Genomic DNA, 21,439 nt, shown 5'->3' with positions numbered 1-21,439 from the left:
CGCGGCAAGTGAGTAGCCCCATCACCGTCATGGTCGTCGACGACCATCCGATGTGGCGTGACGGCGTGGCCAGAGATCTCGCCGACGCCGGGATGTCCGTCGTGGCCACCGCCGACGGCGTCGACACCGCGATGCGGCGCGCCGCAGCCACGCGGCCGCAGGTGGTGCTCATGGACATGAGGTTGACCGACGGCGACGGCGCCACCGCGACTCGAGAGGTGCTCGCCGCCTCGCCCGAGAGCCGCGTTCTCGTGCTCTCGGCCTCGGACGAGCGTGACGATGTCCTCGAAGCGGTCAAGGCTGGCGCCACGGGCTACCTGGTGAAGAGCGCATCGGCGGCAGAACTCCTCGCCGCCGTGCAGGCAACAGCAGCTGGGCAAGCCGTTTTCACGCCGGGCCTCGCCGGCCTCGTGCTCGGCGAATATCGGCGAATGGCTAGTACTCCAAACGAATCCGGCCCAGCACTCACCGACCGGGAAACGGAGGTGCTGCGGTTGGTAGCGAAGGGGCTCACGGCCAAGCAGATTGCTGCCCGGCTGTCGCTGAGCCATCGCACCGTGGAGAACCACGTCCAGGCGACGTTACGCAAACTGCAACTCGCCAACCGCGTGGAACTCACGCGCTACGCGCTCGAGCAGGGACTGGAGTAGACCTCCTATCCTGTTCATCATGCAGGCACGGGATATGCGAGTGTCCGACGCCGAACGTGAGCACGTGGGCGGATTACTGCAGCGCGCGGTGGGCCAGGGCATGTTGTCGCTTGGTGAATTCACCGAACGAATGGACACTGCGCTGGCCGCCAAGACCCGCGGTGAGCTGAATTCAGTACTCGTCGACCTGCCCGGAATGCGGTTGATCGGTGACGGCCCCGCGGAGACCTGGTCGCAAGCGCCACGCGCGGCCGGTCCCGTTTCGGACATCACCGGCGACGCCGTGATTCGCGGACGCCTGTCCAGCGTGACCCGCAAGGGTCCGTGGAATGTCCCGCCCCGGCTGTACCTCAACAGCCGGCTCTGCGGCGTCACCCTGGATTTCACAGCCGCAGTGATGCAGACGCAGGTGGTCGAAATCATCGTTGACGATTACTGCAGCGGCATCACGCTCATCGTTCCCGACGCCGCAACCGTCAACCTCAACGCGTTGCATTTGATGGGCGCCAGCGCCGACAACCGGGTTCGCACCGGGCCGCCGATGGGCCCGCTGCATCTGGTTGTCTTCGGCCGCTTGCGGTTCGGCTCGATCACCGCCAAGTACCCCTTCGGTTCGACGTTTCGCCGCCTGCTGGGGTGAATGACGAGTAGTTGCCGAGGGCGTACTCGAGTAGCACTACTCATGTGCGGTCGGCCGTCACCCGGCAGCCTTTTGGGCATGACTAGTGGACCGTTGATCGATCCCGCCCGGTTGGAGTGGATGTCGGGCGAACTCGCGGCGTTGGCTCGACGAGTGGATGGAATTGGTGCCGAGTTGAACATGCTCGGCAACCAACTGCGCCACACGCCGCCGGTGCCCGGCTATGCGCCGCCCCCGCCGGGCGCCTGGCCACAACCAGCACCACAACCCGTACCGCCGCGGCCGTGGCCGCCCACCCAACCGGTGGTCCGCCGGCCGCCGTGGTGGCAGCGCGAGGGCGTTGTCAGCCGCCTGCTGGCTGTGGCGGGCGCGGGCGTCACGCTCGTCGGTGTCGTGTTGCTGCTGGTGCTGGCGGCGCAGGCCGGACTGTTCGGGCCCGCGGTTCGGGTCGGCGCTGGCGCTGCCCTATCCGCGGCGCTGGTCTGCATCGGGCAACGGGTGCGCACTCGGCCCGGTGGCAACGTTGGTGGAATTGCCATGGCCGCGACCGGCTTTGCCGGCGGCTACCTGGATGTTGTTGCGATGACTGTGTTCTACGGCTGGCTGGCCGCACCCGTCGGTCTAGCGATCGCGCTGGCGATCGCCGCGTGCGGGATGGCACTCGCGGTGAGCTGGCGCTCGCAGTGGCTGGCGGTGCTCGTGCTGTGCGGCGTAGCGGTCCTGGCACCGGCGCTCACCGACGGGATCACGATCCCCCTCATCGCGTTCCTGGCGGTGCTGCAATTCGGTTGTGCGCCTGTGCAGTTGCTGCGGGACTGGTCCTACGTGCACATTGCCCGGACCGCCCCGGTCGTCATTGCCCTGCTGCTCGCGTTGGGCGAACACCTCATCAATGGCGGCACTGAGCACCGGGTTGCGTTGCTGGTGGCGTGCATTGTTGTCGCGGCGATCGGCGCCGTGTCTGGCGTTGCCGCCACTCGCCGGGTGGCCACCGATGTCACGGCAAGCACGATGCTCGCCATTTCGGCGCTGCCATTGCTGGGATCTCCGGTACTGGTGGACCACCAGGTGACCGTGGCGGTGCAGGGTCTGCTCGCTGCCGCCATGCTGGGTTTGGGCGCGTATTCAAAGCTGGCCTCGCACATCAGGATTGCCGCCGCCGTCGCCGGGTTGGCGTTGCTCAATGTCTGCGTCGTCGTGACTCGCGCCGAGACACTGCCGATTGCGCTGTTCGCCGTGAGTGTCGCGTTCCTTGCCGTCTCGTTCCAGCAGCGTGCTCGGGGCGCGTATTTCATGGGTCTGGCGTTCGCCTTGGGCGGCATGGTCGCCTACCTGGATGCGGTCGCTCCCGACGCGTTGGTCACCGCAGACCGTGCGGCAGCCGTGCTGGGGGTGTCCACGATTCTGGCCAGCCTCCTTGGTGTCGGCGCCCTGGCTTTGCTCGTGCGACAGGCGCTACACCTCGGGTTGGTGGCCCGGGCGAACGCCGAGGCGGTCTGCCTGCCTGCCGCCATCGCCGGCCTCTACGCCGCCTCGGCCGCGATCATTGCGGCGTGCGTCGCGGTGGGCGGTACCGATGGCTTCACGGTCGGGCACTGCCTGGCGACGATCGTGTGGATGCTGGTCGGCATCGCAATGGTGTTGTGGAGCCAGCGCACGGCGGCGAACGCGCATGCCGCGCTCGGGACAGGGCTGGCGCTGGTCGCCGCCGCGGTGGCCAAGCTGTTCCTGTTCGACCTGGCCACCCTCGACGGGTTGCTGCGGGCGGGAGCGTTTCTGGCCGTCGGTCTGCTGTTGCTGGCTGCCGGCACCCGTTATGCGCGGTCGCTGGCGAGCCGTGGCGACCGCAAGGTCAGCTCGGATTCTGCCGCTTCAGCAACTCGCTGACGGTCAGACCGGGGCCGCCGCCGCTGCGATGGTGGCGGCCCCGTTCGTCGACGGTCTCCGCATCGTTCGGGGCCGGATGTTCTGGGACGACCTCGGTCGGCTGCTCGGCCTCGGCCGGCTCCGGCGCGGCAGCGCCATTGCTCACCCGATCCTTGGGCCGACGCAGATCCGCCAACCAATTGGCGATCTCCTCGCGCCCAGTTTCCGGCGCAGCGGATTCCGGTTCCGCCGGCGGCGTCGGCCGGGCGCTGGGCTGGCGCGGCGGAACCGGGAACGTGCTCGACGGCCGCGGGGGAGCCGGTTGGTTCGCCTGCGGCGGCGGCTTGATGCGTGACGGTGCGGCAATGCGCCCGAAGGGCTCGGTGCGTGGCTCGGACGTTCCGACCGGGAAGGCCTGCGTGGGCAATTGCGCCCCGAGGTCGGGCACCTCGCCATGGATTCGCTCGTCTTCGAGGATGGGCTCGCCGAGGCCGAGCTTCTCCTGCAATCGCTTGAGCCACGCGGGCGCCCACCAGCAGTCGTCGCCGAGCAACTTCATGGTCGCCGGCACCAGGAACATGCGGATCAGGGTTGCGTCGATGATGAGCGCCGAGATCATGCCGTAGGCGATGTACTGCATCATCACGAGGTCGGAGAATCCGAACGCGCCGGTCACCACGATCAGGATCAACGCGGCCGCCGTGATGATGCGGCCGGTGTGTGCGGTGCCCACCCGCACGGCCTCGGTGGTGCTCGCGCCGAGCGTGCGCGCCTCCACCATCCGGGACAGCAGGAAGACCTCGTAGTCGGTCGAGAGACCATAGATGATCGCGATGATCAGCACCAACACCGGCGACATGATCGGGCCGGGCGTGAAGTTCAGCAGCTTGGCGCCATGACCGTCGACGAAGATCCAGGTCAAGATGCCCAGTGTCGACCCCAGCCCGAGGGCGCTCATCAACGCCGCCTTGATGGGCAAGACCAGTGATCCGAACGTGAGGAACATCAGAATCGTGGTCACCGCCAGGACGATCACGATCATCAGCGGCATCCGGTCGAGCAGCGCCGTGATCGAATCCTGCTGAATCGCCGGCGTTCCGGTGACCATCACCTTCGCGTCGGCCGGCACCGGCATGCTGCGTAAATAGTCGATGGTCGGTTTGGCGTGGTCGGTGTCCTGCAGGCCGGATTGCAGCACCCACAGGTTGTCCTTGGTCGGCGTGGTGGGCAACTGGAAGCCGCCGCTGACCAGACCCGGCGCATTGTTCGCTTCCGAGAGCACCTTGCCGACATCGAGCGTGTTCGACGTCTCGACGACGAGCTTGATGGGGTTGGTGCGCTGGTTCGGGAACAGCTTGTCGAACTCTTCCTGCGCCATCCGGGTCGAATTATCCGGCGGCAGATACTTTTCGCTGATCCCGCCGAACTGGATGGCATTGACCGGAATGATCAGCAGCAACAGCCCGATGACGATCGGAATGGTCACCTTGAGCGGGTGCTTCATCACCCAGCGGGTCAGCTTGCCCCAGAATCCGTTTTCGATTTCTTCGGTCGATTTGGTCTTGCGGAAGAACTTCAGACCGAGCGCGTCGACGCGGCGGCCGAGGATGCCCAGCAACGCCGGCAAAATTGTGATCGCGCATATCGCGGCCAGGCCAACCGTGGCGATAGCGCCGTATGCGACGGATTTGAGGAAGCCCTGCGGGAAGATCAGCAGGCCGCCGAGGCTGGCGACGATCATCGTCGCGCTCGACACCACGGTGCGCCCTGCCGTCATCACGCTGCGACGCACCGCGGTGGCGGTGTCGTACCCCTCGGCGAGTTCCTCCCGGAACCGGCTGACGATGAAGAGGCCGTAGTCGATGGCCAGACCGAGCCCGATCAGCGACACCACGCTCAGGACGAAGGCGTTGACCTCGGTGAAGTTGGTGATGATCCGGACGATTCCCCACGCGCCGATCACCGTGAGGCCACCGATGATCAGCGGCAGTGCCGCGGCGACGATGCCGCCGAAGATGAAGAACAACAATATGGCGACCACGGGAATCGCCAGAATCTCCATCCGGTGCACGTCGGCCTGCATGGTGGCGTTGAGGCCGCCCGCAACGGGTTGCAGTCCGGCCAGTTGCACGTTGATGCCCGGGATGTTGAAGGCGTCCTCGACATCGGTGAAGTTCTGCGCTTGCTCGGTATCGGTGTCGCCCTTGATCGCGATGCTCATGATCGCGTGCTCGTGCGACTTGTCGACCGTGCCGATGGTCAACTGCTGACCGGTGTCGGTCTTGTAATAGCCACCGTTGATCTTGAGGATCTGGTCCGGGTACTGCCGTACCAGATTGTTGAGGTTGTCCTTGATCTTCTGCGCGAACACCGGATCGTCCACCGTTTTGCCCGGTGGCGCCGTGTAGATCGCGACGACATCGGCCGTGTGATCGCGACCGTAGGTGGCGTCGAGCAGCTGGGCCGCCTGCGATGACTGCGAGCCCGGATCATCCCAGCCGCTCTGACTCAAGTGGCGCGACAGTCCCAGGCCGTACCCACCGAGCGCCAGCAAGCACACCACCATCACGCCAATGACGGTGTAGCGCAGCCGGTAGACCAGCCCTCCCCAGCGCGTGAACACTAAGCCACTCCCGGACGGGCTGTGAGCAGTGCCGATAGCGGCCGGAACGGCTGCAGCCACGCGCCCTCGTCGGGCAAAGAATCGAGGCTGATCCGGGGCAACGGTTCCCGGAACACGCCAGGGATGTCTTCGAGGTCGAGGAATTCCAGCGTCTCCGAGCTGACCGCCCAGCTGGCGTGCTCACGAAAACCCAGCACCTGCACCGGAACTCCGGTGGCGGCGATGTCTTCGAGCGGTAGCCGGAATGCCTGCCCGTCGGCGGAGGCGACCATGATGCCGGCCAGACCGTTGTCGCGAGCGCGCAACTGTATGTGGGCCAGCATGTCGCTGTCCACGTCGGAGTCTTCATCGATCTTGGGTTTGGCAAAGACAGCGAACCCGACGTTGCGCAGCGCCTCCACCCACGGCCGCACCACATCGGCGCTGCCGGGGGCGATGTTGGTGAACACCGTCGCCTCCGGCTCGATCTGGCCCTTCGCCCCGGCCGAGATCTCTGCAGTCCGGGCGAGCAGCCAACGACCAAGCGCGTCGAAGCGCGGGCGGTACGCGGCCGTGGGCCGGCCACCGAGAATCGCCCCTAGGCCCATGTCGAGATTGGGCGCGTCCCACACCAGCAACACTCGGCGCACGTCGCGGCCGTCGCCGCTGGGGGCGCCGAGGACGTCGCCGACGGACATCGGTTCAGGCGGCGCTTCGCTGAGGGTCATGCTCCGATCTTCCCCCATATCAGCTCGGTGACGGCGCTACCCGCCCGGTGGGCTTTGCGTTCGAACTTGGTCACCGGCCGCTCGTGCGTCATCGGCGACTCCCAGTCCAGGGCCGTGAGCTGGGGTTCAGCGTCGCCGACGGATCGGATGTAGGAGGCGTAGTCCGCATGGTCGGTAGCGACGTGCAACACACCTCCGGGACGCAACCGATCGGCGATGAGCGCCACGGTAGGCGGCTGTAGGAGCCGCCGCTTGTGGTGCCGGGCCTTGGGCCAGGGATCCGGAAAGAATACGCGCACGCCGGTGAGTGATTCCGGAGCCACCAGGGACTCCAGCACTTCCACCGCGTCGCCGCGCAGCAACCGGATATTGCCGATGTCTTCCCGCTCGATGTGCTGCACCAGCTGAGCCAGGCCGGGCCGGTACACCTCGATGGCGACGAGGTTCACGTGCGGCTCGGCTAGCGCCATCGCTGCCGTCGCCGTTCCCGTGCCGGAGCCGATCTCGAGGATCAGCGGTGCATCGCGGCCGAACCACGAGGCGAACGAACCGAAGTCTGGGGCGGTGACATCGCGGCCGATGCGCGGCCACATCCGGTCCCAGGCCTGCTGTTGGGCGTCGGTCAGCGACCCGCGGCGCGATCGAAAACTCGTGACGCGTGGATGGAGCCGAGAGCCGCGGCGCTGCTCGTCGACAGCGGCTGGATCGGCGTCGTTCACCCGTCAATTGTCACGCATGAACGGGCGTGTGTGACACCTGGGCCTGCTGATTGTTGTTGAGGCATGCCGCTTGGTGCCGTGGCGTGCGACCAAGTATTCGCCTGCAACAATGACCGCACCGGAGGGGGAAACGGTGGGGACTAGCGAGCTCGAGCAGCTCATCACGCGATTGCAGCGCAACGATTCCGGATCGGCTTCGTCGGCGACAGCGGTCGTCGACGACTTTCTGCGACCGCTGCGCGTGCAGATCGCCGGGCGTGCGGGCGTCGGCCGTTCGTCGGTGGCACGGGCACTCGACTGTGCCGGTGCCGAGATTGCCACCACGGATCATCCCGACGGAGCCGCGCCGGCGCTGGACGGCGATCTGGTCATCTACGTCCTTGCCGAATCCGCCCAACCGGCGGACCGGGCGGCTCTGGTGGAACACGAGCGGGTATTGATCGTGCTGAACAAGGCGGACGCCATACCTGGTGGGTGGCCAGCCGCTGCGGCCCGAGCCGATTCGATTGCCGAGTGCACCGGTTCGCCGACGGTCCCCTTGGTGGCGAGCACAGCCGCGGCGACGGTGGCGCAACGGTTGACGCCGTCGGAGGTGGACTCTCTTCGCACGCTCGCTGACGGCAACGACCCGATCCTGCTGCTCTCGCCTGACCTCTTTGTTGATGCCGACGTTGCGGTGCCGACATCGGCTCGACGAGCCCTGCTCGATCGCTGGGATTTCTTCGGAGTTGGCTGCGCGATCGACACGCTGCGCCGTGAGCCGACGCTGGATGCGGACGCACTGCTCCTAGTCATGCACGGCGCAAGTGGCGTTCCAGCGGCGCGCGCTGCACTCGCCGGGCAGCTACGGCGCAATGCGCAGCGGCGGGCGCAGACGCTCCTCGACGAATTGGCCCGGCTCGCCGCACGTGGTGATTGCCGCGACGACATCGAAGAGTTCCTGCGCAGCGCCGCCGGCAGTCGGATTCTCCAGGCATGCCATGGGTGAAACGCGACCGCTCCCAGCAGAAGTCGAGGCGGTCGTACAGCGCTGGGATCCGGAAGGACTCGACGGGCTGCAGCGCGCTTGGGTTCGCAACCCCGCAACACTGGCGGTCCACATTGCCGGCCCAGGCGGCGTCGGCAAGACGGAACTCGAGCACGAATTGAGATTGCTTGCACCCGAATTGGACTGGGCAACGTCGCCGGTCGAGGCCGCCGTATTCGTGTTACTTGTTGATGCCGCCGCGCCGATCGGCCGCGACACGCTGCGGGCGGCGGAGAACATCCGCGGCCCAGTGCTCTATGCAATGAACAAGATCGATGCGCATCGCGATTGGCGTGCGGTCGCCGCGCGAAACCTGGAAATCCTGCGAACGCAGGTTGACCCGGACGCACGACTGTGGCCGGTGTCCGCCCGGCTGGCCCGCACCGCGCGACAACTCGCGAACACGCACTCGGATCGGGTGCTGGCGCACAGCGGTATACGCGAACTTCTCGACGCCATCGCGCAGGAGCTGCGTGAACAGACCGGCGAGACTCGGGATAGTCGTCTGCAGGTGGCGGAAGAAGCACTCATCGCGCGGACCCGCGAGCGAATCCGGGCCGCGATGGCGGCGGCCCAGCGCGACGAGGAAACACAGGCGCTCCGCGCCGAGCGCGCCGCCGTGCTGGCCGGTCGTGACGGTGCGCGAGCGGACGCCATCGCGGGACTACGAGCGCAGCTCCAGCTAGCCCGCGGCGAGCTGACCCACGACATCGGAAATCGCGTCCGCGCGGCACACACGGCAAGCCGGGCCGAGATTGCCCGCGCGAATCGGCGGGCACTGAGGGCATATCCCCGACGGCTGCAAGAGACGATCACCGAGCTGACGACGACCGTCGAGGAGGCGGCGGTGCGCCGCTTGCAACAGGTCGCGGCACTCGATGAGATTGCCGCCGACCTCCGGTTGCCCGAGCCCGTCGAAGCGCTCGCCCTGGACGCACCGCAACCGCGGCACCGCGGAATCGAGGACCGCGTCATGGTGGCGTTCGGCGCCTCGGCCGGGGTCGGTGTCAGCCGGCTGGTGGTGTCGCCGTTGTCGATGATCCCAGCACTCGACATTGCAACCATCCCGGTCTCGCTGGCACTCGGCGGTTTCGCGGCGTGGTGGCTGGCCCGCTCACGCGCGCAGCTGGCCGACCGGGCGCACGTGCAGCAATGGGCGGCCGACACTCTCGTCACGGCGAAGGCGGACCTCGAGCATCGCGTGCAGGCGCTGGTCGTCGAGACAGAAGCGCAGTTGACCGCGCGTCTGCGGGAAATCACCGCCCGCAACTCCGAGCGCATTGACGCACGGCTCGCGGCGCTCGACGGGCGCTTGCGCGAGATCGCGGCGAAACGCGCCGGCCGGTTGGCCGTTTGCGAACGAGATCTGCAGATTCTTACGGAACCGATCGCGGCGTTGGCGCGTCAGAAGGGTTAAGCAATAGGTCGCGGAGAGGAGCCGTCAACATGGTGACGTCGAACGAGTTTGCGCTACCCGAACTCGCGGCCCTCGACGCCCATTCGTCGCTCGACGATCTCGGCGCGGTGGCACTGCACAATCCGATCCAGGACATCGACGGCGACGGCGTTCTCGACACGCTGACGATGGACTCGCACGGCGGCTTGATCGTGGCAACCGATCTCGACCACGACGAGGTCGTCGATCATGTGACGCTGTTGAGTGGCAGCGGCGAGTTCGCTGCCTGGGAGCTGCGCGGCGAGGCGGATGGCGTCGGCCACTGGGTCCAATCGGACCACGGTAGGCTGGATAAATAGCTCGGCGTGCACCTAGCGGGGTGAGTGCACTCGCCCCGAACGCCAAGGTCCCGTAGCACAGAGTTAACCTCTAGGTCTAAGGAACCCCGGTGTCCGCATCCGCTGCATCGGTTTCGCCTGCGGCAGGTGTGGGTAAACCCCCGGCCAAACCAGGGGGAAATCGAATCGTAGGTGCAGGCCACGCTATGTAACGATTCGGCCCCAGCCAGGAGAGTTTGATGACCTCAGCGACCATTTCAGGTCAAAGCGGAAACAGTGAATCCCGTGGGGCGGGGGCGTCCGACACGCCACCGACGCAGCACGCCGAGTTGTTGGCTTGGGTGCGCGAAGTGGCCGAACTCACCGAGCCGGACCAGGTGGTCTGGGCCGACGGATCGGACGCCGAGTGGGACCGACTGACCGCAGAACTGGTCGAGGCGGGCACCTTCCGCAAACTTGACGAGCGCAAGAAGCCGAACTCGTTCCTGGCGCTGTCGGACCCCTCGGACGTCGCACGCGTCGAGTCGCGCACGTTCATCTGTTCTCGGCAGGAATCCGACGCCGGTCCGACCAACAACTGGATGGATCCGACCGAGATGCGCCAGACCCTGACGGAGCTATTCCGTGGGTCGATGCGCGGCCGCACGATGTATGTGGTGCCGTTCTGCATGGGACCACTCGGTGCCGAGGACCCGAAGCTGGGCGTCGAGATCACCGACTCGCCCTATGTGGTCGTCTCCATGCGCGTGATGACCCGTATGGGCAAGGCTGCCCTGGACAAGTTGGGCACCGACCGGCCTTTCGTGAAGGCGCTGCACTCCGTGGGGGCGCCGCTGGAACCGGGCCAGCAAGATGTGCCGTGGCCGTGCAACGACACGAAGTACATCACCCACTTCCCGGAAGACCGCGAGATCTGGTCCTTCGGTTCCGGCTACGGCGGCAACGCGCTGCTGGGCAAAAAGTGCTACGCACTGCGCATCGCCTCGGCCATGGCCCACGACGAGGGCTGGCTCGCCGAGCACATGCTGATCCTCAAGCTGATCTCGCCGGAGAACAAGAACTACTACATTGCCGCGGCCTTCCCGAGCGCCTGCGGCAAGACCAACCTGGCCATGCTCCAGCCGACCGTCCCGGGATGGCGGGCCGAGACGCTCGGTGATGACATCGCCTGGATGCGCTTCGGCAAGGACGGCCGCCTCTACGCGGTGAACCCGGAGTACGGGTTCTTCGGTGTCGCCCCCGGCACCAACTGGTCATCGAACCCCAACGCGATGAAGACGATCGCAGCGGGCAACACTGTCTTCACCAACGTCGCGCTCACCGACGACAACGACGTGTGGTGGGAGGGCCTCGAGGGCGAGCCCGATCACCTGATCGATTGGAAGGGCAACGACTGGGTCCTGCGCGAGACGGACACCAAAGCAGCGCACCCGAATTCGCGTTACTGCACGCCGATGTCGCAGTGCCCGATCCTCGCTCCCGAGTGGGACGACCCGCAGGGCGTGCCCATCTCGGCGATCCTCTTCGGCGGTCGCCGCAAGACCACGGTCCCGCTGGTCACCGAGTCGCTGAACTGGCAGCACGGCGTTTTCATGGGCGCGACGATGAGCTCTGAGCAGACCGCCGCCGCCGAGGGCAAGGTCGGCACGGTGCGCCGCGACCCAATGGCCATGCTGCCATTCATGGGCTATCACGTCGGCGACTACATCAACCACTGGATCAACCTCGGCAAGAATGCGGATGCGGAGAAGTTGCCGAAGATCTTCTACGTCAACTGGTTCCGCCGTGGCAGCGACGGCCGATTCCTGTGGCCGGGCTTCGGCGAGAACTCGCGGGTTCTGGAATGGATCGTCAACCGCATCGAGGGCAAGGCCGACGCCGAGGTCACCGCCATCGGCAATGTGCCCACCGCGGAGCACCTCGACCTCGACGGTCTGAACGTGGATCGCGATGACGTCGACGCGTCGCTGAAGGTCGACGTCGAAGAATGGAAGAAAGAAATCCCGCTCATCGAAGAGTGGTTCGAGTTCATCGGGGACAAATTGCCGACCGGCATCCGCGATGAGTTCGAGGCGCTCAAGCAGCGGCTCAACGGCTGATGCCGTTCGGTCTCATCCTGGCCGGCGGCGGTCTGACCGGCTTGGCCTGGGAGTGCGGCGTCGTCATCGGTCTGCACGAGGCAGGCGTAAACCTGCGGGACTCCGACATAGTCCTCGGCACGTCGGCGGGCTCGATCGTCGGCAGCCTGCTGCTGTCCGGTCCCGATCCTTCGTCGCTGAAGGGCTACATCGCAGGCGAGCAGTCGCCGCTGCGGATGTCGGGTCAGCCCATGACCAAGGGCAGCGCGATGGCCAACCTCCAGGTGCTCACCCGCTGGAGCCCGATCCAGTTCATGGATCCCACGGCGGCCGCGGCCATCGCGGAGATTGCCGCCCGCTCGTTGACCATGACCGAAGAAGCGTGGCTGGGCATGTTTGCCGACATCATCGGTCCGCTCGACTGGTCGCCGAAACTGCGCATCGTCTCGATCGACGCCGGGACCGGCGAACGGAGACTGTGGTCCGTCGACGACGCCGTGGATTTACTGCCCGTCGTCGCGTCCTCGTGCGCGGTGCCCGGCATCTTCCCGGCGGTGACCATCGGCGCAAGCAGCTACGTCGACGGCGGCCTGTGGTCGCCGACGAGCGCAGACCTGCTGCCCGAAGACATTGATTCGGTGCTGGTCATCAGTCCGCTCGGGGGCGACGACTGGGCCGGCCGATTCTCCGATCGGGCCACCGCCCGCGAACTCGACGATCTGGAGGACCGCGGGGTGCGCACCGAACTCCTGCGACCCGAACGGCCCATCCCGCCGCTTTCGGCGTTCGACGAATCCCAGCGCGTGGCGTTCTTCGAAAAGGGCTTGGTGGATGGCCGAGCGGCGGCAGCGAAGGTCGGTGCCCTCGCCCGCAGCTAGCGTCTCGTCATCGGAGGTTGGCGGATACTAGCGTCCCACGGTCGGGATTCCCTCGCTGGCGGCAAAGTTGGCCTCGTTCTCCTCGACCAGGCCGAGCATGGTGAGCGGCCGCGGCGCGGCCAGGTTGGTCAGATAGGTCATCGCGATAGCCCATCGATTGGTGGCTCGCGGCACCGCATAAACGTGGTACAGCCGCGTCACCGCCTTCGCCGTGCGACCGGACAGGTGGACGCCGAGCGGGTTGGCCACCGCGAATCGCGGGCCCAGGTCGACGACCAGGCCGAGGTCGCGATGCTTGTAGTTCTTGGCCCGCCCGATGCCGAGGCTCGCGGCGACGTTGCGGGCCAACGTCTTGCCCTGCCGGGTGGCGTGCTGGGCGGTCGGCGGGGTGATAGAGCCGGGCTTGGTGACGTCCGGAACAGCAGCCGCGTCGCCACCTGCAAAGACGCCCAACTGGCCGGGCACGCTGAGGTCCGCGTTGACTCGCAGGCGGCCCTTTTCCATGGGCAGGCCCAACTTTTCCAGCATCGGTGCGCCGGTTACCCCGGTGACCCATGCCACGGTGTGCGTGGGCACAACGGTTCCATCGGTCAAAACGACGTGATCGTCGGAGAGCTCCTCGAGCGACGTTTCCAGGCGCACGTCGACGCCCCGGCCGCGCAGTACGTCGAGCACCTTGTCGCTCAGCTTTTCGCCGACCTCCGGCATGACGCGTTTGGAGGTGTCGAGTAGCACGAACCGGATCTCGTCGGGCGAAAACCCGCGCCGATGGGCATAGGTATCGGCCATCGCACGCAATTGGGCCACCAGTTCGGTCCCCGCATAGGAAGCACCCACGACCACCACTGTGCGGCGAGCGGCGCGAGCCTCGGCGTCCGATTCGATATCGGCAAGTTCGAGCTGTCGCAGGAACTTCTCCCGCAGGTACAGGCCCTCGGCGACGGTCTTCAAGCCGCGGGCGTGCTGGGCCAGCCCGGGGATGTCGAAGAGGCGGGTAACCGATCCCGGTGTCAGCACCAGTCGATCCCACGCCAGCTCTTGCGGATCACAGCCGACCATGTCGACGTGCACGGTGTGTGCGTCGAAGTCGACGTCCGTGGCAGCGCCGATGCACAATTCCACCTCAGGCATCGCGTTGATCAGCGGGATCGCCACGAATCGCGGGTCCATCAGCCCGCCGGCGACGTCCGGTAGCAGCGGCGTATACAACATGTAGTCGTGCGGCGTGACGAGGGTGATTTTCACGTCCGCCCCCGACTTCCGGACGATCCGGCTCAGCCGCCGGGCGCATTCGAACCCGGCGAATCCGCTGCCGACGATGACCACGCGTTGGTGGGTCATTCGATCACCTCCGCTGGGTCGCTTTCCCGGGTTGGTCAGCCGGGAAACGTCGACCGCACCACATCGGCGACCGCCTGCGGGCAGTCGACCGGGAGGTGATGCCCGCCGGGAAGCCAGGTGACCTGCACACGGTCGAAGTCATCGAGCGCCGCGCGGCGCAATTTCGCGTACCGCCGCGGCCGTGGCACGTCCACCTCGGTGCCCAGCACCAGCCTGATCGGTGCATCGACATGCTGGTAGGCGACGGCCGGATCGAGCTGCCACGTGCAGCGCTGCGCGGCGAGCAATTCGTCCGTCAGCGGGTGGGAGTGCAGCAATCCGTCCGATCCGCGCAGGCAGGCCCGTTCCAGAACCGCTCGACCCACCGAGCCGGGTTCGCTCAACTTATCCACGCGTTTCCGCCACGCCGCGTCGTCACCGTGGAATTCATTCGTGGAAAGTTCATCGAGGCCGTAGCCGGGCGGCAGGTCGAGCGCTTCATACAGCTTCCGCATCGCCACCACGGGGCCTTCGACGACCACCAAGGCAGTGATATCGGCGCCCGACGCGGCGGCTAGCGCGGCCCATCCGCCGAGCGAATGACCGACCAGAATTGGCGAGTCCATTCGCAGCGCGGTGCACACCCGGTGCACATCGTCGGCCAGATCGGCCAATGTGAACGACGCGTCGACACAGGACTGACCGTGTCCGCGAAGATCCACTGCGACGACCCGGGCGGCACCGTCGATCGCCTCGATGACGTGACGCCAAATCTCCAGATTGTGGCCGGCGCCGTGCAGCAGCAACACCTGTGGACCGGCACCGCCGTAGTCGCGGACAGCCAGCGAGCCGGTCGGGGTCTCGACCAGAACGTCGCGCACCACCTGACGGTACCGAGGTGAAACGCCGCGTGCCCGGCTCCCTCTTGGGAAGCCGGGCACGTAAAGCGGGGTGATCAGTGCTTGGTCGCGTTGGCCACCATGCCCGATACATCGACGGGGACGCCGTGGTCGGTGGCGACCTTGTCGAGCTGGTTGCTCACGTTCATGACGGCGAGCAGGTTGGGGTCGACCGGCGCCGGCGCGGGGGCCGGGGCAAACTGCGGGTCGGCGTCGCTGCTCAGCCCGTGGCCACACACCGGCCAGGCACCCTTGCCCTGGCTGTGCAGGACGCGCTCGCCGACGCGGATCTGCTCTTCCTTCGACGCCTGGCTCGCGAGGCCGGTGCCACCGTTGGCCGCCCAGGTGCTCTGCGAGAACTGCAGGCCGCCGTAGTAGCCGTTGCCGGTGTTGATGGACCAGTTACCACCCGACTCACATTGCGCGACCTGGTCCCACTGCTGGACGGTGGCGGCCGACGCGGTACCGCTGAGGGCGCCGTAGCCGGCGGTGACCGCGGCAGCGGCAGCAGCGACAGTGGCGGTGCGCTTGATGGTGGTGACGATGGCGCTCATGGGGTCGAACCCTTTCTTTCCTCGTACGACCAGCGCCGTGCCGCCGCGATGTGCGCGACGATATGCAAATCAAAGGTTCTTGTTGGATTTACACGAGAATCAATTTGTTGATATTCACTCGTGTTCGATTTGCATTACGCTGGCCGTCTCTGTTCGGCCTTCGAACTGCATCAATTCTAAAATTTCTGGAGCCATATCTGGAGGTTTGCGCACTGTGGCGGCAACCACTAGCAAAACTAATTATCCTGAATGTTGGGTGTAAAATACCTGGTCAAGCCCGCTATCTGCCTGCTTGCTATTGCAAGCAAATTTGTTGCTATTCGTTGTCCGCGTCACAGACTTTTTGTGACTGCGGTCACCGAATATCAGCCGAAATAGGTTGGTGATCAGCCGACAATGCTCGGTTGCCCGGCGCGGGACAGGCTCAGCATGGCGCGCACAATCCGCGGGCTGGCTTCCAATCGCTCCTGTAACTCGTGCAGCGTCTCGGCGATGCGGGACTCGGCGAAATCGCCGACCAGATCCACGGCAGCGGCGAGGTACACCTGGCGCGGACCCAGATACTCCATCCGCAGAAATGTGACCCGTTCCACCTCGGGAAAGTCGAGAAGCGTCGCGATCGTGGCGGTCCGCAGCGTTGACGACGCCTCTTCGCCGATGAGAAAGCGCCGATTGCGGTCGATCAGGATGATCGCCACCACAGCGAGCAAAACTCCGACCGCGATGGAACCGAGAGCGTCGGGTACCGGGGAATCCAGCAACTGATGCAGCAAGATCCCCAGAAAGGCCAGAACGAGGCCGATCAGCGCGGCAGCGTCCTCGGCGAACACCGCACGCGTCGTGGGATCCGACGTCCGCAGCGCGTGCTCGAGCAGCGTCCGGTCGACCTCGTGCGCCTCCGCGTGCAGTTGGGTGGCCGCTTGCCGAAACGACACGGCCTCGAGCACGAACGAGACACCGAGAACGATGTAGGCAACGAAGAAGTCAGACGACGGCTCCGGATGCATCAATTCCTGAATGCCGTGAGTGACCGAAACCCCAGCACCGAGTGCGAACAGTCCGAGCGCGGCGAACATGGACCAGACGTATGCCTCGCGACCGAAGCCGAGGGGGTGGCGAGCGTCTGCGGGTCGCCGAGAACGCCGGTTGGCGACGACCAACAGGACCTCGTTGCCGGTGTCCGCCCAGGAATGTGCGGCTTCGGCGACCATCGACGCGGAGCCGGTGATTACCGCAGCCACCGATTTGGCGGCCGCGATGAGGAAGTTGGCGACGAACGCCAGGACAACAGTGAGCGTGCTCTCCTCGGTGCCGTCAGCCATACCTCCGTCCTATGCCATCGCATGATCGACTCGCAACCTGCCGCGGTGCAGCAGGCCAGATGACCCCGTGCTCACGTCGCGACGGGTGAAGGCGACCGTCGCCAGCGCGGCGAACACCAGCGTCAACACCGCAGCCCCGACAACACCCGTCAATTCCACCGTGGCGCCCGGCACCCTCCCGATCCAGGTGAGCGGCGATACGTCGCGCACCCATTGGGGCAACTGCAGCGCATCGCCGAGCGTCGCGACCACCGCGACGAAAATGAAGGCCATCCAACCGGCCGATACGTATCTAGCGCGGCCACAGTAGGCCACCACGCCGAGCGCCGGTACGCTCGCCGCGGCGGGGACATAGGCCAGCGTCGACCACAACAGGCGTCCGACGGCACCGGAGTCCGTCGTCGCGATCGCGTCGCTGACCCCCAGCGCCAGGCCGCCGACGAGCGCGACCACCACCAGGCCGCAGCCGATCACCAGGACCTGCGCACGTAGCCAACGAGATCGCGAAACGTTGCCCGTTAGCAACGACTCGAGTCGGCCGGCCCCTTCTTCGTCGGCGACACTGCCGACCGCCTGTACCCCGAACGCCGCGCACATCAACGCCAGCAACGCGATCGTGAAGGCCAGGTATGCGTCGGCCGAACTCGCGCCGGTGCCGAATACCTGTTGCAGGGTGTCGTTGTCGGACATCATCGACTGCACACCCTGGGTGAGGGCGCCGAACGAAACCGCTACCAGGGCGGTGACGACGCACCACGCGATGATCGGACCGCGGTGCTGGCGTACGGCCAAGCCGACGGGATTCAGGATTGCTTGCGACGCGTGGGCACGGCCGCGACGGCTGGCAAACAGTCCCTGGCCCACATCGCGCCTGGCAACGAGCCGCACCATCGCGGCGATGAACAGGGCGCCGGTCAGGACCGCGAGCAATAGCGGCCACCAGCGCGGGCCGTCATATGGCGTGGTCTGTTCCGCCCAACCAATCGGGGAAAACCAGACGGTGCCATCGTGACGAACAGCACCGATGCCACGCAGCAGGAACGCGCCCACCAGTGCGCCCAACCCAATTCCGGTCACCATCCTCGGAGCCGCCACGCACTGTGCACCCATTGCGGTGAGCGCCGCGAACCACCAGCCAAGCACCGCAAGCGATATCGGATACAGAGCGGCCGCCGGCCAACCGACGTGCAAAGCAGAGAGGGTGAGCACCATCGTCCCAGCAATGACGGAGAAGGCGGCGGTGACGAGGGTCAGCGCCGCCGCGGCGGGGGCCGATCGGCCAATGTCTCCGGCACGAAGCAAGTCGAGCCGACCGGCCCGTTCCTCGCCCCGAGTCATTCGGACCATCAAATGAATTCCCATGAGCGGAAAGGCAATTGCACTCATGAATCCGAATTCGTAGGCGATCACACCGCCGATAGTGGTTAGCCCGTGTGGGCGGCCATTGATCGCGTACAGCGCGCTACCAGCGGCAGTGGCCTTGGCGTATGTCGCGAGTTTGTCGGGTGTGTCGTAGAGACCGTGCAGTGACCACGCGCTAGCGACGAAGGCGGCGGACAGTCCGATGATCCAGGCCAACAGCACGCGACGGTTGGTCCGCCAAGACACCGAAAACATGGTGGCGAATCCGTTCATGCGCTCGCCCCCGCGCGCTCGTAATTGTGCAGAAAGACCTCGTCAAGACTGGGCGGCTGCGCCGTCACAGATACCAGTCCGGCCGCTTGCAGCGCCGCGAAGGCATCCGGCACAGCGGCCGAATCAACGTGGAAAGCAACCGAATGCGCGCCGTTGTGCGGCTGAACGTGGACGGCGTCGACACCGTGCATGGCGGCCAAACCGATCGGTTCCCGATCAGTCACCGCGTGAACCCGCGTCGCGGAATGCCGCCGCAATTCGGCCAGTGTTCCCGTGGATACCGTGCGGCCGCTCCGGATAATGCTGACCCGGTCAGCCAGCGCCTCCACCTCGGCGAGGATGTGGCTGGACAGCAAGACGGTGACGCCTTCGTCGGCGCGTTCACGAACAACGTCCTGAAATACCTGCTCCATCAGTGGGTCGAGGCCTGATGTTGGTTCATCGAGAACGAGCAATTCGCTGTCGGTCGCGAAAGCCGCTACTAAAGCGACCTTTTGCCGGTTGCCCTTCGAATAGTCCTGGCTGAGCTTCGTCGGATCCAGATCGAACCTTTCGAGCAGCGTCTTACGACGGCGGGGATTCGCCCCACCGTGCACAGCCGCAAGAACATCGAGGCACTCGCCACCGGTCAATCGAGGCCACAGCGAGACATCGCCTGGCACATAGCCGATTCGCGTGCGAAGGCCGCTGGGAGCTGTCCACGGGTCGGCTCCGAAGACTCTGGCCGTGCCGGCGGTCGCACGCACCAACCCCAACAGGATGCGGATCGTTGTCGACTTGCCCGCGCCGTTCGGCCCCAGAAAGCCATGCACCTCTCCGGCGGAAACCGATAAATCAAGCCCGTCGAGCGCGACAAAATCGCCGAAGCGTTTCTGCAGCGCCTTGGTTTCAATGACAAGGTCCGTTAGGCGCTGCATGTCATCACCTCTTCCGTCGGCCGACGTGTACCAGCAGTACACACCTATAGTACGCACGAATAGTCAACAATTGCTAGGATGGCAATTGTGCCGCTACCGAGATTCACCCGCCTACCCGACGCTGAGCGGCGGCGAATCCTCGATGTGGCTACCCGCTTCTTCGCCGAAGAGGGCGTCGACCACGCCTCTTACAACCAGATCATCGCTGCGGCCGGCATCTCGAAGACGTCCGCGTACAACTACTTCGACGGTCGGGAGGATTTGCTCAACACGGTGCTCGACGACGTCGGGTCTCGGCTCGGTAGCGTTCTCGGCACCTGGCAGCCCGTCGAGACCGCCGCCGAGTACTGGTCTGCGCTAGCCGCCGTTGGCGATCAGCTGCGCCGGCACGTGGCGGAAAACCCGAACGATCTAGCGCTGATCAACCCTGCCTTTCTGTTGCGCGAACAGGGCGCATTTCTGGTCTGGATTAACGACTTTGTGGATAACGGCGTGAAGATCGGGCTCATCACCGTGCGCTGCGATCGTGAACTGCTCGTGTCGGCAACGGCGGCGGTGCTGCGCGCCGGCGACGCCCGGGGCGCAGCACAACTGCGAGCCGGGGTGGAACCGGATGAAGAACAGCTGTGGGTACTCATCCGGAACATGTGGGGGACCCCGCGCGATCAACCGTCACGCTGATCCGCGTATTCGGCAAAGAGCTCTAGGCCCTTTCCCCACCCGCTTGCATCACCGACGGCCGCGGCCATGGCGCCGCCACCGTCGCGGAGGCGCCAAAACTCGTTGTGCACCAGCGTAACTCTGGTTCGACCGTCTTCCGCAGTGAATGTCACCGAGACCCGCGATGCCTTCTCTACGTCGCTCTCGAGTTGCCAGTCAGCGGTGATCATCCACGCAAATGCAAAGCCCGACGGCGGATTCCAGTCGGTGACCTGCCCCCATGCGCTTTCAGTGCCGTCCGCGCAGGTGTCGAAGATCCGGCCGCCGACCCGTGGTTCCACAGTCATTGCGGTGACTGGCGATTGGGCGAGGTGATGATCCGCGGGCCACCACTGCGCCATGTGATTGGTGAACAGATCGAATGCTCGCTCGGGTGAACCGGATACGGTGACCCCGCGTCGAACATCCGTTGCAGTCGTTGTCATTTCACACCTTCCTCGGGATAACTATCGGCAAACGAAACGAAGGAATCCAACGCATCGCGCCACATGATGTCGAGCCACTGCCGCAACACCTCGAAGCCGCCTTTGTTGACCGAGTAGACCCGTCGGGTTCCCAGGGAACTTGCTGACACGATCCCTGCGTCGCCGAGAATCTTCAGGTGCTGCGACACCGCCGGCCGACTGATGGGCAGTTGGTCGGCCAGTTCCTGAACCGACGACGGTCGTCGCCGGACCAGTTCCAGAATCTCCCGCCTAGTGGTGTGTCCGAGAGCATCGAACACAGCCTCGTAAGTTGCCACTTACCGTTAGTATCAACTTACGGAAGGCATGTCAAGAGTTTCGGCGGTTGAATTCCAGCCGTACGGCCGCTTCAAAACCGACGCCAACTTTCAAGGCAACTCTCTTATGGCACTCGAACGTTTGTTCGGGTATGATCTTGGTATGTGGGGTAGGGGGAGTTCTTCGACGGCGGCCACCGAGGCGGATCGGGTGGTGTTGGCCGAGTTGGCCGCCGACGCGGTCATCGAGAATCGGGCCGCCTACCGGAAGGTGAGCGCCTGTGCGGGGTTGTGGGAGGCCTGGATCGAACGCGACGTGCAACTGGGCAACGGCGATTTCCACGATTGCGGCAACAACGCGCTGGCCGAGATCGGGCTGCGGTTGGGCTGTTCACGCACCATCGCCGAGAACACCGCCGCGCTCGGGAT

At 65.6% G+C, this 21,439-nt stretch carries 21 protein-coding genes; 10 read left to right on the top strand and 11 right to left on the bottom strand.

The window, feature by feature from the left end; translation table 11 throughout:
- The first annotated feature begins 29 nt into the window (after positions 1 to 29).
- From FOS14_RS07475 to FOS14_RS07465, 3 genes are all read left to right on the top strand, one after another.
- The gene (locus FOS14_RS07475) at positions 30 to 650 is read left to right on the top strand and encodes a response regulator transcription factor (protein WP_143769884.1); all 621 of its coding nucleotides are present in this window, start codon (positions 30 to 32) and stop codon (positions 648 to 650) included.
- Positions 651 to 669: 19 nt separating this feature from the next.
- Complete coding sequence (locus tag FOS14_RS07470) at positions 670 to 1,290, top strand: DUF1707 domain-containing protein (protein ID WP_143769673.1); 621 nt, start codon at positions 670 to 672, stop codon at positions 1,288 to 1,290.
- A 78-nt stretch (positions 1,291 to 1,368) separates the two neighbouring features.
- Positions 1,369 to 3,177, top strand: coding sequence for a DUF2339 domain-containing protein (locus FOS14_RS07465; RefSeq protein WP_185981662.1), 1,809 nt, complete (start codon positions 1,369 to 1,371; stop codon positions 3,175 to 3,177).
- On the opposite strand, the gene FOS14_RS07460 is transcribed toward FOS14_RS07465, so the two are convergent.
- The 3 genes from FOS14_RS07460 to trmB are packed head-to-tail and all read right to left on the bottom strand — an operon-like array spanning position 3,143 to position 7,205.
- Complete coding sequence (locus FOS14_RS07460) at positions 3,143 to 5,779, bottom strand: MMPL family transporter (RefSeq protein ID WP_143769671.1); 2,637 nt, start codon at positions 5,777 to 5,779, stop codon at positions 3,143 to 3,145. The two genes, FOS14_RS07465 and FOS14_RS07460, sit on opposite strands and share 35 nt — an antisense overlap.
- Entirely contained in the window at positions 5,779 to 6,486 is a 708-nt protein-coding gene (locus tag FOS14_RS07455) for an NYN domain-containing protein (RefSeq protein ID WP_370512188.1), read from the bottom strand. The genes FOS14_RS07460 and FOS14_RS07455 overlap by 1 nt, the downstream gene beginning before the upstream one ends.
- On the bottom strand, positions 6,483 to 7,205 hold the full coding sequence (gene trmB / locus FOS14_RS07450) for a tRNA (guanosine(46)-N7)-methyltransferase TrmB (RefSeq protein ID WP_143769670.1): 723 nt from the start codon (positions 7,203 to 7,205) through the stop codon (positions 6,483 to 6,485). Before trmB ends, FOS14_RS07455 begins: the two co-directional genes overlap by 4 nt.
- A gap of 109 nt (positions 7,206 to 7,314) precedes the next feature.
- On the opposite strand from trmB, the gene FOS14_RS07445 reads away from it, so the two are divergent.
- From FOS14_RS07445 to FOS14_RS07425, 5 genes are all read left to right on the top strand, one after another.
- Entirely contained in the window at positions 7,315 to 8,193 is an 879-nt protein-coding gene (locus tag FOS14_RS07445) for a hypothetical protein (RefSeq protein ID WP_143769669.1), read from the top strand.
- Positions 8,186 to 9,649 carry a hypothetical protein gene (locus FOS14_RS07440; RefSeq protein WP_143769668.1) on the top strand — a complete coding sequence of 488 codons (1,464 nt, stop codon included), beginning with the start codon at positions 8,186 to 8,188 and terminating at the stop codon, positions 9,647 to 9,649. The genes FOS14_RS07445 and FOS14_RS07440 overlap by 8 nt, the downstream gene beginning before the upstream one ends.
- A 29-nt stretch (positions 9,650 to 9,678) precedes the next feature.
- Positions 9,679 to 9,987, top strand: a complete 309-nt coding sequence (locus FOS14_RS07435; protein WP_143769667.1) for a DUF6802 family protein — start codon at positions 9,679 to 9,681, stop codon at positions 9,985 to 9,987.
- 218 nt (positions 9,988 to 10,205) lie between these two features.
- Complete coding sequence (locus FOS14_RS07430) at positions 10,206 to 12,065, top strand: phosphoenolpyruvate carboxykinase (GTP) (RefSeq protein ID WP_143769666.1); 1,860 nt, start codon at positions 10,206 to 10,208, stop codon at positions 12,063 to 12,065.
- On the top strand, positions 12,065 to 12,922 hold the full coding sequence (locus FOS14_RS07425; protein ID WP_143769665.1) for a patatin-like phospholipase family protein: 858 nt from the start codon (positions 12,065 to 12,067) through the stop codon (positions 12,920 to 12,922). Before FOS14_RS07430 ends, FOS14_RS07425 begins: the two co-directional genes overlap by 1 nt.
- A gap of 27 nt (positions 12,923 to 12,949) precedes the next feature.
- Here FOS14_RS07425 and FOS14_RS07420 read toward each other — a convergent pair whose 3' ends face one another.
- The 6 genes from FOS14_RS07420 to FOS14_RS07395 all read right to left on the bottom strand — a co-directional run bounded on the left by FOS14_RS07420 (position 12,950) and on the right by FOS14_RS07395 (position 19,569).
- Positions 12,950 to 14,263 carry an NAD(P)/FAD-dependent oxidoreductase gene (locus tag FOS14_RS07420; RefSeq protein WP_143769664.1) on the bottom strand — a complete coding sequence of 438 codons (1,314 nt, stop codon included), beginning with the start codon at positions 14,261 to 14,263 and terminating at the stop codon, positions 12,950 to 12,952.
- Positions 14,264 to 14,298: 35 nt separating this feature from the next.
- On the bottom strand, positions 14,299 to 15,123 hold the full coding sequence (locus FOS14_RS07415) for an alpha/beta fold hydrolase (protein ID WP_185981661.1): 825 nt from the start codon (positions 15,121 to 15,123) through the stop codon (positions 14,299 to 14,301).
- Between the two features lie 74 nt (positions 15,124 to 15,197).
- Complete coding sequence (locus FOS14_RS07410) at positions 15,198 to 15,695, bottom strand: transglycosylase family protein (protein WP_143769662.1); 498 nt, start codon at positions 15,693 to 15,695, stop codon at positions 15,198 to 15,200.
- Between the two features lie 386 nt (positions 15,696 to 16,081).
- Complete coding sequence (locus FOS14_RS07405) at positions 16,082 to 17,017, bottom strand: cation diffusion facilitator family transporter (protein ID WP_143769661.1); 936 nt, start codon at positions 17,015 to 17,017, stop codon at positions 16,082 to 16,084.
- A 9-nt stretch (positions 17,018 to 17,026) separates the two neighbouring features.
- Positions 17,027 to 18,652 (bottom strand): ABC transporter permease, encoded by a 1,626-nt coding sequence (locus FOS14_RS07400; protein WP_143769660.1) that lies wholly within the window; start codon positions 18,650 to 18,652, stop codon positions 17,027 to 17,029.
- Positions 18,649 to 19,569 (bottom strand): ABC transporter ATP-binding protein, encoded by a 921-nt coding sequence (locus FOS14_RS07395; RefSeq protein WP_143769659.1) that lies wholly within the window; start codon positions 19,567 to 19,569, stop codon positions 18,649 to 18,651. Before FOS14_RS07395 ends, FOS14_RS07400 begins: the two co-directional genes overlap by 4 nt.
- Before the next feature lie 78 nt (positions 19,570 to 19,647).
- Here FOS14_RS07395 and FOS14_RS07390 point away from each other — a divergent pair, with 78 nt between their 5' ends.
- Positions 19,648 to 20,250 carry a TetR/AcrR family transcriptional regulator gene (locus FOS14_RS07390; protein ID WP_143769658.1) on the top strand — a complete coding sequence of 201 codons (603 nt, stop codon included), beginning with the start codon at positions 19,648 to 19,650 and terminating at the stop codon, positions 20,248 to 20,250.
- Here FOS14_RS07390 and FOS14_RS07385 read toward each other — a convergent pair.
- On the bottom strand, positions 20,235 to 20,714 hold the full coding sequence (locus tag FOS14_RS07385) for an SRPBCC domain-containing protein (RefSeq protein ID WP_143769657.1): 480 nt from the start codon (positions 20,712 to 20,714) through the stop codon (positions 20,235 to 20,237). The two genes, FOS14_RS07390 and FOS14_RS07385, sit on opposite strands and share 16 nt — an antisense overlap.
- Positions 20,711 to 21,031: a helix-turn-helix transcriptional regulator gene (locus tag FOS14_RS07375; RefSeq protein WP_143769656.1), complete on the bottom strand. Its 321-nt coding sequence runs from the start codon at positions 21,029 to 21,031 to the stop codon at positions 20,711 to 20,713. Before FOS14_RS07375 ends, FOS14_RS07385 begins: the two co-directional genes overlap by 4 nt.
- Positions 21,032 to 21,173: 142 nt before the next feature.
- Here FOS14_RS07375 and FOS14_RS07370 point away from each other — a divergent pair.
- Positions 21,174 to 21,439: hypothetical protein (locus FOS14_RS07370; protein ID WP_143769655.1), on the top strand; the 266-nt coding region annotated here is incomplete at its 3' end.

The sequence above is a fragment of the Skermania sp. ID1734 genome, assembly GCF_007489285.1.
Lineage (GTDB): Bacteria > Actinomycetota > Actinomycetes > Mycobacteriales > Mycobacteriaceae > ID1734.
Note: the sequence above shows the minus strand (reverse complement) of the source record. Positions and strands in the feature narration are given on the sequence as shown.